Consider the following 14389-nt stretch of genomic DNA (forward strand, 5'->3'; position numbering starts at 1 on the left):
GGTTGCAAAAGAAGTGGGTAGTCTAACCTTCGGGAGGGCGCTCACCACTTTGTGATTCATGACTGGGGTGAAGTCGTAACAAGGTAGCCCTAGGGGAACCTGGGGCTGGATCACCTCCTTACAAAGACAGCTAAAAGCCGTCATGAGTATCCACAACAAATTATTTCGATTGAGAGTATGAGCCTGGGCCTGTAGCTCAGTTGGTTAGAGCGCACCCCTGATAAGGGTGAGGTCGGAGGTTCAAATCCTCCCAGGCCCACCAATTTTGCGCATAACGGCGTTAAAGCTTCGCTCATGTGCTGCCGCACACGACGCGAATCTTTGCCTTGTTCTGCACAAAATTCCTGCGAAGGAAGTATTGGTTCTGGGATTATGTTGGATTTGAAGTTAAGCCAGGCGCTTAATGAGAATAGCCAGTAAAAAGGGGCCATAGCTCAGCTGGGAGAGCGCCTGCCTTGCACGCAGGAGGTCGGGAGTTCGATCCTCCCTGGCTCCACCATTGATCTTAAGATGAGTGGTTGGGAAGGGAAAGGCTTCAGGTGAAAGCGAAAGCTTTTGCTAAGGTGATAGGAAGTGAATGCTATAGGTTTATTCAATGAGCCTATAGCATTCGTTTTCGAAAGAAACGAATAGCTCTTTAACAATGTGGAAATCTGTAAACGAATTAAAGTAAAACCGTAAGGTTAAATTTTAATGAGTTCTCAAGCAGAAAAGCGAAAATGTTAGCGATTGTATAGCGCCGGAAGGCTGAATGCGAAGTCGTTTTAAACGAAAGTGAGAAATGACTGAGTGAACAGACTGATTGGGGTTATATGGTCAAGTGACTAAGCGCATACGGTGGATGCCTAGGCAGTAAGAGGCGACGAAGGACGTTGTAGCATGCGATAAGCCGCGGGGAGTTTGCAAACAAACTTTGATCCGCGGATTTCCGAATGGGGCAACCCAATGGGCGTAAGCCCATTATCTTATCCTGAATCCATAGGGGTAAGAGGCGAACCGGGGGAACTGAAACATCTAAGTACCCCGAGGAAAAGAAATCAACCGAGATTCCCTAAGTAGTGGCGAGCGAACGGGGACCAGCCCTTAAGCATTGAGCAAATTAGTAGAACAGTCTGGAAAGTCTGGCGATACAGCGTGATAGCCGCGTATACGAAAATTTGCTCAGTGTGAAATCGAGTAGGACGGGGCACGTGAAACCTTGTCTGAACATGGGGGGACCATCCTCCAAGGCTAAATACTCCTTACTGACCGATAGTGAACCAGTACCGTGAGGGAAAGGCGAAAAGAACCCCGGAGAGGGGAGTGAAATAGATCCTGAAACCGTATGCGTACAAGCAGTCAGAGCAGACTAGTTCTGTGATGGCGTACCTTTTGTATAATGGGTCAGCGACTTACATTATGTGGCAAGCTTAACCGAGTAGGGGAGGCGTAGCGAAAGCGAGTCTTAATAGGGCGTTGAGTCGCATGGTGTAGACCCGAAACCGGGCGATCTATCCATGGCCAGGTTGAAGGTTGGGTAATACCAACTGGAGGACCGAACCGGGATCTGTTGAAAAAGATTCGGATGAGCTGTGGATCGGAGTGAAAGGCTAATCAAGCCCGGAGATAGCTGGTTCTCCTCGAAAGCTATTTAGGTAGCGCCTCGTATATAACTGCTGGGGGTAGAGCACTGTTTCGGCTAGGGGGGCATCCCGCTTTACCAAACCGATGCAAACTCCGAATACCAGCAAGTTTTAGTACGGGAGACACACGGCGGGTGATAAGGTTCGTCGTGAAAAGGGAAACAGCCCAGACCGTCAGCTAAGGTCCCCAAATCATAGCTCAGTGGAAAACGATGTGGGAAGGCCCAGACAGCCAGGAGGTTGGCTTAGAAGCAGCCACCCTTTAAAGAAAGCGTAATAGCTCACTGGTCGAGTCGGCCTGCGCGGAAGATTTACCGGGGCTAAGCTATGTACCGAAGCTACGGGTTCATACTTTTGAGTATGAGCGGTAGAGGAGCGTTCTGTACGCCTGCGAAGGTCAATTGAGAAGTTGGCTGGAGGTATCAGAAGTGCGAATGCTGACATGAGTAACGATAATGGAGGTGAAAAGCCTCCACGCCGAAAGCCCAAGGTTTCCTGCGCAACGTTAATCGACGCAGGGTTAGTCGGCACCTAAGGCGAGGCCGAAAGGCGTAGTCGATGGAAAACAGGTTAATATTCCTGTACTTGTGATAACTGCGATGGGGAGACGGAGAAGGCTAGGTCAGCTGCCTGTTGGACTAGGTAGTTTAAGCGCGTAGGCAGAGAGTTTAGGCAAATCCGGACTCTTAATGCTGAGACGTGATGACGAGTCTCTTTATAAGGAGACGAAGTGATTGATGCCCTGCTTCCAAGAAAAACCTCTAAGCTTCAGGTTATGACGAGCCGTACCCCAAACCGACACAGGTGGGTGGGATGAGAATTCTAAGGCGCTTGAGAGAACTCGGGTGAAGGAACTAGGCAAAATGGTACCGTAACTTCGGGAGAAGGTACGCCTCTGTTACGTGAAGGCCCTGCGGCTGGAGCGGAAAGGGGTAGCATTAACCTGGTGGCTGCGACTGTTTAGCAAAAACATAGCACTCTGCAAACTCGAAAGAGGACGTATAGGGTGTGACGCCTGCCCGGTGCCGGAAGGTTAATTGATGGGGTTATCTTCGGAGAAGCTCTTGATCGAAGCCCCGGTAAACGGCGGCCGTAACTATAACGGTCCTAAGGTAGCGAAATTCCTTGTCGGGTAAGTTCCGACCTGCACGAATGGCGTAACGATGGCCACACTGTCTCCACCCGAGACTCAGTGAAATTGAAATCGCTGTGAAGATGCAGTGTACCCGCGGCTAGACGGAAAGACCCCGTGAACCTTTACTATAGCTTTACACTGGACTTTGAGCCTACTTGTGTAGGATAGGTGGGAGGCTTTGAAGCGGCGACGCCAGTTGTCGTGGAGCCGACCTTGAAATACCACCCTGGTATGTTTGGAGTTCTAACCTCGACCCGTGATCCGGGTTAGGGACAGTGTATGGTGGGTAGTTTGACTGGGGCGGTCTCCTCCCAAAGAGTAACGGAGGAGCACGAAGGTACCCTAATCCTGGTCGGAAATCAGGAGATTAGTGCAAAGGCATAAGGGTGCTTGACTGCGAGACGTACAAGTCGAGCAGGTACGAAAGTAGGTCTTAGTGATCCGGTGGTTCTGAATGGAAGGGCCATCGCTCAACGGATAAAAGGTACTCCGGGGATAACAGGCTGATACCGCCCAAGAGTTCATATCGACGGCGGTGTTTGGCACCTCGATGTCGGCTCATCACATCCTGGGGCTGAAGCAGGTCCCAAGGGTATGGCTGTTCGCCATTTAAAGTGGTACGCGAGCTGGGTTCAGAACGTCGTGAGACAGTTCGGTCCCTATCTGCCGTGGGCGTTTGAGATTTGAGGGAAGCTGCTCCTAGTACGAGAGGACCGGAGTGGACGATCCTCTGGTGTTCCGGTTGTCACGCCAGTGGCATTGCCGGGTAGCTATGATCGGACAGGATAACCGCTGAAAGCATCTAAGCGGGAAGCCCCTCCCAAGATGAGATCTCACTGGGACCGTGAGTCCCCTGAAGGGCCCTTGGAGACGACAAGGTTGATAGGTCAGGTGTGGAAGCGCAGTAATGTGTGAAGCTAACTGATACTAATTGCCCGTGAGGCTTGACCATATAACACCCAATCGGTTTGCGAATCGAGAGCGTGTTGTATAAAAGCTAATAACCGCTCAATGCACGAGAACTGATACAGATTTCCATGGGTTAGACAGTGAAAGCTGAGCTGACCATGACAGTGGGTAAAAAACTAAAATCCCACTAACACCGTTTGCTTGGTGAACATAGCGAGAGTGAACCACCCGATCCCATCCCGAACTCGGTAGTGAAACCTCTTAGCGCCGATGATAGTGTGGCAGGTTGCCATGTGAAAGTAGGGAATCGCCAAGCGTTTAATCCAAAAAACCCGTTCAGAATCCTGGACGGGTTTTTTTTTGCCTACAGGGATGTAGGTAAGGTGGATATGTGCTCCTGCGATATCCACATTCAACACATCCTTGTGTTTCGAGCGTGACCGGTTTTTGCTCTGACCGCCAAGGAAGGCGGAAAGATAGAAAATGCAGGAGCAATTTTCTACCAGCAAAACCGGCATACATCACGTCCCTGTGAATAAGCAGGACGCGGTAGCTTTGCCTATAGGATAGGGATATGATTAAAGCGCGACTGCTTTTTCCTACTTACTTGGTTGTCTCGTTAGGCTCTAAGATCACTGATGACGGTGGACTCAATGGTGGGCAGTTCTGCAGTCATTTTGGCATAACTGAGAGACATGCTGCCTTCGTCGATATCCGAAACTTTCCAAATACCGTCTTCCAAGGTTAATGTCCACACGGTCTCGACTTCCTTATAACGTTTACTTCCTTCGACAACTTTGCCTGTTTTTCTATTTTGCAGAAAATCTTTCATTTTGGCGGTGATGGAAACCACCAGTAATGAATCGTTATGTTCTGCGTTATGGTTGCGGTGAACAAACAGTAATGGTTTGATATTAAGGATTTTCTTTACGTCGCTAATATTAATCAGTCCTTCCTTCTTCCATCGTTCCAAGTAGACGGATTGCTGGTTCTGCCAGTACCAAGCCGTCATCTATTGACTTGCTTCGGATAGGTCTTCATTTTCCCAACTGGAATGGATGCGTAAAAAACAGTCTTTGAGGCGATGCTGAATCGTTAACCAGTCGAAGCAGCTATCATATTGCGCCATAAAACGTAGATCTTTTAGCGTTCGGCGTTCTGATAGTTTTTCTCTTATTATCGAATAAAGTATGAGCGGGAGAAATACGATAGTGAGAATTCCCAGAATTATCCGGCCCCAAAACGTTTCGAATGCGGCGCTAGCTATTTTACCTCCGGGGCCGGCCATAGCCGGTTCGATATAAAATAAGCCGAGATAAAGTGAAAATATGACAATGGAAATAACGGTACGAGACATAGGTCCTCCTGACTGGATTAAGAAATAAGTGGCGGCAGTAACGTTTTTTATCAGTTGCTGGGCGATATTATTAGGCGATATTGATAATCGTCAATGAGCAGACTAGAGAAAAGTTAAGATCAGCACAAAAATTATAGCTGAGAAGTAAAGGCGCCATGGTTAACGGACGATGCCTAAACAAAGTTTCATATGCATCGCTGCTTATCTAATATGCATTCCTCGTCATTTGGGTGCTCCATTTGTATTGTGGAATGTTCGATATCAAAACGGTCGTGCAGGTCTTGCTGGATTTTTGCCAGCAGACCATTTTGAAGGGCGTTATCTGTCATGACTAGGTGAACGGATAAAGCTACTTCTGTAGTGCTTAAAGGCCAGACATGCAGATCGTGGAACTGGTCGACGTGGTCAAGTCCAGTGAAATAATCTTTGATTGCGGTAAGATCGATGTCTTTCGGTACCGAATCGATAGCCATGCTCATCGATTCGCAGAGCAACGACCAAGCGCTATAGAGAATCACCGTGATGATCAGCAGACTGATAATCGGATCGACATACAGCCAGCCGGTAAACATAATGATGACGCCGGCTATGGCGACGCCCAGCGAAACTGCCGCGTCAGCCGCCATATGCAAAAAAGCGCCACGAATGTTGAGGTCATGTTTATGGCCGGAAATGAACAACAATGCGGTCAGCGTATTAATGACAAAACCCACGGCGGCGACAATGATCACGGTCTTTCCTTGTACCGCTGTGGGATTGAGAAAACGACCAACGGTTTCCCACGCGATACCGCCAATCGCTACCAATAACAATATCGAGCTGGCTAGCGAAGCCATGATCGTAACCTTGCGAAATCCGTAAGTTCTTTTCTCGGTCGCCGCCTTGGCGCCCAGCAAACTGGCCCCCCAGGCCAATAACAAGCTCAACACATCGCTGAAATTATGACCGGCATCCGCTATTAAAGCCAAAGATCCCGCTGTAATACCGTAAACGACTTCGACGCCGACAAAGCTGATGTTGAGGATCACGCCTAAGGCGAAGGCGCGGTTATAGTTGGTTGGGTGATGATGGTGATGCTCATGAGACATGATGATTTCGGGGCTAGTAGCTAGTGATTGATTTCATGTAGTATTTGTTTGGCCAATTGCTCCATGCGTTCGAGACTGATATCGGCTTTTTGGATGAATTCCTCGTCATAATGTTCCGGATCGGCCCAATGTTTTCCCGAAATTTGGCAACGTTTCGCCAGTTTATCGATGCCCAGATCTTGCAAGGCGAATCCTAACTCGGTCCACAGAAGCGAAAGATGACTTTCGGTTTCTTGGTTACGAATGCCGCTTGCGTTCAGAAAGCGCATATACACGGCAGTTTCCCGCGAGGCTAGGATGATGCTGCGCAACGCCTGGATCGACTGCTGTTTTCGCTTATCTCCGGCGCGATGAAGATTCGCCAGCCACGACCGCGCATGTTTGAAGATATCCCAAAGTAATTTCGCGCTGATATTTTCCATCATTTTATGAAACGGTTAATCTCGCATGCTCCAGAATTAGCGACAAACGTTGCAATGATAGGTTGCCGTTTAACGATATGCCAGTCGTTTTGATCGATCGTGTCAGTGTTTGCTGCGGTAAAATTCTAGTGACCCCTGCGCATCGGCAAGCAAAATTAAAATCACGGTTATGGTTACGGACAGAACCTGACAATTTCGCTATTATTGACGATTATGATGCTGAATTGAAAATACAATATGTCGTCAACAATCAATCCCGGTGGTCTTATCGAATCCTTACCCGACGCTTTACAAGCTATCGTCGCTCCTTTTTTTGCAGATCTGAATGAGCGACTTGCCCAACGACAACCGTTACTGAGTGATGAGCGGGTGCGGCGTTCCATTGCCAGAGTGGCATGCTGCAGCGAATTTGTTCGCGAGAGTTGCCTGCGTAATCCGCAAATACTGTGCGATCTGGTCGAGTCCGGCGATTTGTTTTCGGCGCAGTGTAGGGGTAACTATTCCAAGGCCATCGAACCGGAAACGATAGACAACGATGCCGACTTGATGAAACAACTCAGGCAGTTCAGGCGCCGGGAAATGGTCAGGATCGCCTGGCGTGATCTGGCGGGATGGGCGGACCTGGACGAAACCATGCAAGACCTTACCGCATTGGCGGAAGCCTGCATACAAACCAGTTTGGATTATCTTTATCGTCAAGGCTGTGAGCGGCGGGGAACGCCGGTATCGCAAGACGGTACGCCGATCAATATCGTGGTGCTGGGCATGGGTAAGCTAGGCGCTTGGGAATTAAATTATTCGTCCGATATCGATTTGATCTTTGCCTACGCCGAAGATGGCGTTTTGCATGATCGCAAGGAGACCAGTTATGGCGAATTTTTTACCCGCATTTGTCGATCCCTGGTCAAAATGCTCGATGAAACCACGCCCGATGGCTTCGTTTTCCGCACCGACGCCCGTTTACGTCCGTTCGGCGACAGCGGTCCCCTGATTATGACCTTCGAAGGCATGGAACAGTATTACATGACCCAGGCGCGGGAATGGGAACGCTATGCAATGATCAAGGCGCGCCAGGTGGCGGGAGACTTCGTCAGCGGTAAGCAGCTGATGGCGATGATCAAGCCATTTGTCTATCGCCGTTATCTGGATTATGGCGCTTTCGAAGAGTTGCGTTCGCTCAAATTGCAAATTACCCAGGAATTGCGCCGTAAAGACCGGATGGAAAACATTAAACTGGGGCCCGGCGGGATTCGCGAGATCGAATTCATCGGCCAGGCCTTCCAATTAATACGCGGAGGGCATGAACCGGAACTGCAGCAGCGCGAGATCCAGAAAATTTTGCTGATCCTGGAAAACCTTGGGCTGATGACCAAAGAAGATGCGGAAACATTAAGAAATTCTTATGTTTTTTTGCGTCGAGTTGAAAACCATATTCAACAATATCAGGACAGGCAAACGCACGATCTGCCGACCGACCCGCTGGTGCGACAAATTTTGGCTTACTCGCTGGATTTTGCCGATTGGGACGGCTTCAAGCGCGAGCTGGACCGCGTAAGAAAGGACGTCCACCATATCTTCGAACAGGTATTTTCGTTATCCGAGCAGGAAGAGTCTCTGCAAAACTCCCATTTGATCTGGGCCGCTGGAATCGACCGGGAGCAGATTCTGGAATACCTGGGGGAATATGGATTCCTGCACTGCGCCCAAGTGTTCGAGGCCTTGCAGAATTTCAAGCACTCCCACGCCTTTAAACGCCTCACCAGCAAAGGCGCCGGAGTGATGGACCGGCTGTTGCCGCAACTCATCGAAACAGTGCGTATCGTCGAAAACCAGGATGAAACCTTGCTGCGCATATTGACATTGTTCGAAGCGGTGGCCGGTCGCACTGTCTATTTATCGCTTCTGGCCGAAAACCCGGATGCATTGGCGCAACTGGTCAAATTATCGTCGGCTAGCGTCTGGATCAGCGATTATCTGGCGCAATATCCGGTATTGTTCGATGAATTGTTGGATCCGCAGACGCTATACGAGCCCCTGCAAAGAGCGGCTTTGGCAGAACAATTGGAACTGGAACTGCAAAAAGTCAATGTGCAAGATGATGAGCAGTTGATGTTTCTGCTCAGGCAGTTCAAGCATCAAAATGTTCTCAGGGTCGCCGCCGCCGATATCATGAACGTCATTCCGCTGATGGTGGTCAGTGATTATCTGACTTATATTGCCGAAGCCATATTGGAGCAAGTGGTGGAAAGGGCCTGGAAAATGCTGACCGATAAACATGGCTTTCCTCCCGAAACCGACCATTCGGCCAAGAAATTCGCCATTATCGGCATGGGTAAACTCGGCGGTATCGAATTGGGCTATGGCTCCGATCTCGATATGGTGTTCATCTACGACTGCGCAGACGGCATGGCTATGACCGATGGCCCTAAACCTATCGGTTGTACCCAATTCTATATGCGGTTGGGGCAAAAAGTGCGGCATATCCTCGATACCAAGATGTTGTCCGGCGTGTTATACGAAGTGGATTTGCGTTTGCGGCCCAGCGGCGATTCCGGCTTGCTGGTGACCCATATCAACAGTTACGAGCATTATCTCAAGAGCGATGCCTGGACCTGGGAGCACCAGGCCCTGGTGCGGGGCCGCTTTATCGCCGGCGATCCGGCGTTAAAACAACAGTACGAAGCCATACGCCGGAGGATTTTGGCTTTGCCGAGGGCCATCGAAGAACTGCGCAAGGAAGTCAGGGAAATGCGGGAGAAAATGCGCGAAAATCTAGCGCCAAAGGATGAGGATATATTTGATTTAAAACAGAGCAAAGGCGGTATTGCGGACATTGAGTTTATAGTACAATTTGGCGTATTGGCCCATACTTCGGAGAACGAAGCATTGGCCACTTATACCGATAATGTCAGATTGTTGGAAGGATTGGCCGAGCACGGCTTTATTTCCAAAGAAAACGCTGCCTTGCTGAAAAAAGCCTATTGTGCGTATCGCGATTACGGACATCGGCAAGTATTGCAAGGGAAACGTGCCCAGGCTGGGAGCGAGAAGTTTTTAGAACTGCGCGCCCAGGTACGCAATATCTGGCATGATTTGATGGAATGATTTATCGGCCGTCGCCAAGGATTCAGGTCGCGGCTATTCGAATTTGAAGATAAACAAGCAGGCTTGAAGAAAATGATGACGATGGATGATAGAGACGGCTTAATTTGGCTGGATGGAAATTGGGTGGAATGGCGTGAAGCCAAGGTGCATGTACTGACGCATACCCTGCATTACGGCGCGGGCGTATTCGAAGGATTGCGCGCCTACCATGCCGATCAGGGTACGGCGATTTTCAAACTGGCGGAACACACCGACCGGCTGTACCGTTCGGCCCATATTCTGAATATGAGAATTCCGTTCGGCAAGGACGAAATCAACCAGGCCCATTGCGAAGCCGTGGCCAAAAACAACCTCGATAGCGCCTATATCCGCAGTATGTGTTTTTATGGTTCGGAAGGCATGGGCTTGCGCGCCGATAATCTGAAAGTGCATGTCATGATCGCCGCCTGGGAATGGGGCGCGTATCTGGGTGCGGAAAACATGGAAAAAGGTATTCGTATCAGAACCTCTTCTTATACCCGTAATCATGTCAACAGCACCATGTGCAAGGCCAAGGCCAACGGCAATTACATCAATTCGATCCTGGCTCTGCAAGAGGCGCTGGCGACCGGCTATGACGAGGCGTTATTGTTGGACCACGAAGGTTACGCCGCCGAAGGTAGCGGTGAAAACCTCTTCATCGTCCGTAACGGCAAACTATACACGCCGGAAGTTACCTCGGCGCTGGAAGGCATCACCCGCGATACCATCATGACCATCGCCAGGGAACAAGGTCTGGAAGTGACGGAGAAACGCATCTCCCGGGACGAGGTCTATGTGGCCGACGAAGCTTTCTTTACCGGTTCCGCGGCGGAAGTGACGCCGATCCGGGAGCTGGACGGACGAACCATCGGCTCTGGTTCCCGGGGACCGATTACCGAAAAACTGCAGGCGCTATATTTCGACTATGTTCATGGCCGCCGCGCCGACCATGACGACTGGCTCAGCTACGTTGCTTAGTGGCGGCTAACGGGAAAAAAATTCTGGTCGTCGGCCCGTCATGGGTCGGTGACATGGTCATGGCGCAAAGCTTGTTCATGGCCTTGAAACGCCGGCAGCCGGCTTGCCGTATCGACGTACTGGCGCCGGCCTGGTCTTTTCCGTTGTTGGATAGAATGCCGCAAGTTTCCAAGGCGGTTGCAATGCCTTTGACCCACGGCCAATTCGGCCTATCGATCCGCAGAAAGCTGGGCAAACAATTGCATGGCGAGCGTTACGATCAAGCTATCGTCCTGCCTAATTCTTGGAAATCCGCGCTGGTTCCGTTTTTCGCCGCTATCCCAAGGCGTACCGGTTATCTGGGCGAATTGCGCTGGGGGTTGTTAAACGACGCCCGTAAATTGGATAAGACCAAGCTGAAAATGACGGTGCAACGCTTCGTGGCGTTGGCTTTCCCGGCGCAGGACATGGAATCGCCTCCCGAATGTCCGATCCCCGAATTGACGATCGAGCCTGCCAATCAACAAGCGGTACGCGACAAATTTCAGCTGGGCGATAACGGCCCCGTATTGGCCCTGTGTCCCGGCGCCGAATACGGCCCGGCCAAACGCTGGCCGGCCGAGCATTTTGCCGAGTTGGCGAAAAGAAAGCTTGGCGAAGGTTGGTCGGTATGGTTGTTCGGATCGGAGAAAGACCGGGAAGTCGCCGACCGAATCAATCAATTGACGGCCGGTTCTTGCCGCGATTTCAGCGGCCAAACCTCGTTGGCGGAAGCGGTGGACTTGATGTCGCTGGCCGATGTCGTGGTTTCCAACGATTCCGGGCTGATGCATGTCGCGGCGGCATTGAATAAGAAACTGGTCGCCATTTACGGTTCTTCCGACCCAGGTTTCACGCCGCCATTGAACTCAGCGGCCAAAATTATCGACTTGAAACTCGATTGCTCGCCTTGTTTCGCCCGGGAATGTCCGCTCGGCCATACCCATTGCCTGACCCGGATCAGTCCCGATCGAATTCTGGCCGCCATCGACTGAATGCCATGAGAATTGCTATCGTCAAGCTGTCCGCGCTAGGGGATATTGTGCATGCGATGGTGGCGTTGCAATTCGTCAAACAGGCTATCCCCGATATCCATATCGACTGGGTTGTCGAGCAGGGCCTTGCCGGCGTCCTGCAGGGCAACCCCGATATCGACCGTATCCTGACGGTCAATCTGAAAGCGCTGAAACAAAACAAGCGTCTTATCTTTCGTGAAATAGGCAAAATTCGCCGCTACGCCGAAAATCGTTATGATTTGGTCATCGACGCCCAAGGACTCATTAAATCGGCGTTGACCGCCCGGTTGTTGGCGCCGGATACGGCGGGTTTCGACCAGCACTCGATTCGGGAGAAAGCGGCCGCCTTGTTTTACCGGCAACGCGTCGGCATTCCCTATGACGCCAATACGATAGACCGCAATGCCGCCGTCATCGCTCGCCCGCTGGGGCTGGAAATTTCCCGGCAACAGATAATGGAAAAGAAACCTTTTCTGTTTTACCGGCCCATGGCGACGCACCTGGAAACGTTCTTTTCACCAACCAAGGCTAACATCGTGTTCGTCATCGGCTCGACCTGGCCCAGCCGTAATTATCCCAGGGAAAAGTATTTGCGGGTCATCGATGCCCTTCAGGATAATGGTCTGATCTGCTGGGGCAATGAGCAAGAACGCTTAGCCGCCGAATGGATCGCTGCGCGAACCCCGCATGCCAGAGTAATGCCCAAAATGGATTTGAACGACCTTAAGGCGGTTCTAGACCGTGCCGAATTGGTAGTGGGCAACGACACCGGGCCGACCCACATGGCTTGGGGACTGAACCGGCCGTCCATTACCCTGTTCGGCCCGACCCCGGTGAGCCGGGTCTATCAGACGCCGATCAACAAGGTTTTGAAATCTTCGTCCCAGGTCGATTCTTATAAATTGAATAAAAATGATTTCTCGATTGGCGAAATTAATGAAAATGACATCGTTGCTATGGCAAAATCATTACTTGCGGCTAACGAAATTTAAGGTGGTGTGATGAATCAGGAAGCCTTGCTGGAACAGGATACGAAATACGCGGATTTTTTATTGCTGTTGAAAAACAACGGCAAGTTGTCAGAAAATGACCACAACAAGGTCAGACGCATGCAGAAGTCGGCGCCGGGGGAATCCTTACCGCAATTGCTGATTAAACTGGGTTTGTGTTCGGAAAAGGACATCGCCGACAGCTTTGCCGAGAGCGCGCAGCTTCCGCGGATCGTTAACGGCGATTATCCGTTGGAGTCGCCGTTTCCCGAAACGATCAGCCAGCGTTTTCAAAAATACAATCACTTGATCGGCCTGGCCGAGGATGAGCAAAATGTTACCGTGGCGGTGATGGACCCGCGCGACGAATTCCTCGTCCAGTCTTTGCAACTGGCGACCGGCAAACAGATCGAACTGCGGGTCGGACAGCTGTCGGAAATCGACGCGGCCCTGGATGTGCAATACGGCGACAATAAATCGCAAATGGACAAGCTGGTCGATAATTTCGACAGCGACGAGATAGGCAGCGAGGATCTGGAGCATTTAAAAGACCTGGCCAGCGAGGCGCCGGTGATCAAGATGGTCAATCTTATTTTACAGAAAGCCATCGAAATGCGCGCCTCCGATATCCACATCGAACCGTTCGAAGAGGTTTTGAAGGTCAGGCTCAGGATAGACGGCGTGCTGCAGGATATCGATGCCCCGCCGGTCACGTCGACCGCCGCCGTGCTGTCGCGGGTCAAGATCATGGCTAAACTGAACATCGCCGAACGGCGTCTGCCGCAGGACGGCCGGATCAAACTGCAGATGCAAGGCAAGGAGCTGGACCTCAGGGTGTCGACGATTCCGACCATGTACGGCGAAAGCGTCGTAATCCGTTTGCTCGATAAGGAAGCGACCGTGCTCGATTTCGACGCGCTCGGCTTTTCGGGGCACAACTCTCGGCAATTTATCGAGGTGCTGGGGCAACCGCACGGCATCATTCTGATTACCGGGCCGACCGGTAGCGGTAAATCGACGACCTTGTACACCGCGCTGAAAAGGCTCAATACGGCCGAGCGCAAGATCATTACCGTCGAGGATCCGGTCGAATACCAATTGGAAGGCATCAACCAGATCCAGGCCAAGCCGCAGATCGGCCTGACTTTCGCGGCGGCCTTGCGCTCCATCGTTCGGCAAGACCCCGACGTCATCATGATCGGCGAGATGCGCGACCTGGAAACCGCCAAGATCGCCGTGCAATCGGCACTGACCGGCCACTTGGTGCTGTCCACCCTGCATACCAACGATGCCGCCGGCGGCGTGACCCGGCTTCTGGACATGGGCCTGGAGGAGTATCTGTTGAGCTCGACCGTTAACGGAATCCTAGCGCAACGCTTGGTGCGGAAACTGTGTCCGCACTGCAAGGAAAAGCATCCGGCCCCGGCGACGATGGTCGAGGAAATGCAGTTGCAGCGTTTTGTCGAGGGCGATGAAATATATCTTTACAAGGCGGTGGGGTGTGATGCCTGCGGCGGTATCGGCTACAAGGGGCGTCAGGCCATCATCGAATTTCTGCCGATGTCCGACCCGATTCGCAAGCTAATCATGAGCCACGAGGAAGCCGGCGTGATCGAGCAGCAGGCGATCCGCGAAGGCATGCTGACCATGTACGAAGACGGTCTGCTCAAAGCCGTGCAAGGCATCACCACGCTGGAAGAAGTGTTGCGGGTCACGACGGAATCCTGAT

General features: G+C 51.4%; 9 protein-coding genes, 2 tRNA genes and 3 rRNA genes (1 of these 14 running past the window's edge). 10 read left to right on the forward strand and 4 right to left on the reverse strand.

Annotated features, from left to right (window positions below):
* From EP25_RS0114500 to rrf, 5 genes are all read left to right on the forward strand, one after another.
* Positions 1-121 (forward strand): 16S ribosomal RNA (locus EP25_RS0114500) (it extends 1421 nt beyond the left edge of the window).
* 64 nt (positions 122-185) lie between these two features.
* Positions 186-262 (forward strand) — tRNA-Ile (locus EP25_RS0114505).
* A 161-nt stretch (positions 263-423) separates the two neighbouring features.
* Positions 424-499 (forward strand) — tRNA-Ala (locus EP25_RS0114510).
* A 315-nt stretch (positions 500-814) separates the two neighbouring features.
* A 23S ribosomal RNA gene (locus tag EP25_RS0114515) occupies positions 815-3709 on the forward strand.
* Between the two features lie 157 nt (positions 3710-3866).
* Positions 3867-3982, forward strand: a 5S ribosomal RNA gene (gene rrf, locus EP25_RS0114520).
* The 16S, 23S and 5S rRNA genes sit together here with 2 tRNA genes alongside, the layout of an rRNA operon.
* 303 nt (positions 3983-4285) lie before the next feature.
* On the opposite strand, the gene EP25_RS23625 is transcribed toward rrf, so the two are convergent.
* From EP25_RS23625 to EP25_RS0114535, 4 genes are all read right to left on the reverse strand, one after another.
* Positions 4286-4678, reverse strand: a complete 393-nt coding sequence (locus EP25_RS23625) for a Tim44 domain-containing protein (protein WP_200875039.1) — start codon at positions 4676-4678, stop codon at positions 4286-4288.
* Positions 4679-5023: a hypothetical protein gene (locus tag EP25_RS23630; protein WP_200875040.1), complete on the reverse strand. Its 345-nt coding sequence runs from the start codon at positions 5021-5023 to the stop codon at positions 4679-4681.
* A gap of 185 nt (positions 5024-5208) precedes the next feature.
* Positions 5209-6111: a cation diffusion facilitator family transporter gene (locus EP25_RS0114530; protein WP_031434561.1), complete on the reverse strand. Its 903-nt coding sequence runs from the start codon at positions 6109-6111 to the stop codon at positions 5209-5211.
* A gap of 20 nt (positions 6112-6131) precedes the next feature.
* Positions 6132-6533 carry a hypothetical protein gene (locus tag EP25_RS0114535; RefSeq protein WP_031434562.1) on the reverse strand — a complete coding sequence of 134 codons (402 nt, stop codon included), beginning with the start codon at positions 6531-6533 and terminating at the stop codon, positions 6132-6134.
* Positions 6534-6770: 237 nt separating this feature from the next.
* Here EP25_RS0114535 and glnE point away from each other — a divergent pair, with 237 nt between their 5' ends.
* From glnE to gspE, 5 genes are all read left to right on the forward strand, one after another.
* Positions 6771-9638: a bifunctional [glutamate--ammonia ligase]-adenylyl-L-tyrosine phosphorylase/[glutamate--ammonia-ligase] adenylyltransferase gene (glnE, locus tag EP25_RS0114540; protein ID WP_051906717.1), complete on the forward strand. Its 2868-nt coding sequence runs from the start codon at positions 6771-6773 to the stop codon at positions 9636-9638.
* A gap of 75 nt (positions 9639-9713) precedes the next feature.
* Entirely contained in the window at positions 9714-10637 is a 924-nt protein-coding gene (locus EP25_RS0114545; RefSeq protein ID WP_031434564.1) for a branched-chain amino acid transaminase, read from the forward strand.
* Entirely contained in the window at positions 10637-11650 is a 1014-nt protein-coding gene (gene waaF, locus EP25_RS0114550; RefSeq protein ID WP_031434565.1) for a lipopolysaccharide heptosyltransferase II, read from the forward strand. The genes EP25_RS0114545 and waaF overlap by 1 nt, the downstream gene beginning before the upstream one ends.
* 5 nt (positions 11651-11655) lie before the next feature.
* The gene (waaC, locus tag EP25_RS0114555) at positions 11656-12663 is read left to right on the forward strand and encodes a lipopolysaccharide heptosyltransferase I (protein ID WP_031434566.1); all 1008 of its coding nucleotides are present in this window, start codon (positions 11656-11658) and stop codon (positions 12661-12663) included.
* 9 nt (positions 12664-12672) lie between these two features.
* On the forward strand, positions 12673-14388 hold the full coding sequence (gene gspE / locus EP25_RS0114560; protein ID WP_031434567.1) for a type II secretion system ATPase GspE: 1716 nt from the start codon (positions 12673-12675) through the stop codon (positions 14386-14388).
* The last annotated feature ends 1 nt before the right edge of the window (position 14389 follow it).

Source organism: Methylomarinum vadi, assembly GCF_000733935.1.
GTDB lineage: Bacteria > Pseudomonadota > Gammaproteobacteria > Methylococcales > Methylomonadaceae > Methylomarinum > Methylomarinum vadi.

Bases quoted from the DNA above. Each gene is read 5' to 3' on its own strand.
- gspE (WP_031434567.1), top strand. From the start codon at position 12,673: ATGAATCAGGAAGCCTTGCTGGAACAGGATACGAAATACGCGGATTTT.
- EP25_RS23630 (WP_200875040.1), bottom strand. From the start codon at position 5,023: ATGTCTCGTACCGTTATTTCCATTGTCATATTTTCACTTTATCTCGGC.
- EP25_RS0114530 (WP_031434561.1), bottom strand. From the start codon at position 6,111: ATGTCTCATGAGCATCACCATCATCACCCAACCAACTATAACCGCGCC.
- waaC (WP_031434566.1), top strand. From the start codon at position 11,656: ATGAGAATTGCTATCGTCAAGCTGTCCGCGCTAGGGGATATTGTGCAT.
- glnE (WP_051906717.1), top strand. From the start codon at position 6,771: ATGTCGTCAACAATCAATCCCGGTGGTCTTATCGAATCCTTACCCGAC.
- EP25_RS0114545 (WP_031434564.1), top strand. From the start codon at position 9,714: ATGACGATGGATGATAGAGACGGCTTAATTTGGCTGGATGGAAATTGG.
- EP25_RS23625 (WP_200875039.1), bottom strand. From the start codon at position 4,678: ATGACGGCTTGGTACTGGCAGAACCAGCAATCCGTCTACTTGGAACGA.
- EP25_RS0114535 (WP_031434562.1), bottom strand. From the start codon at position 6,533: ATGGAAAATATCAGCGCGAAATTACTTTGGGATATCTTCAAACATGCG.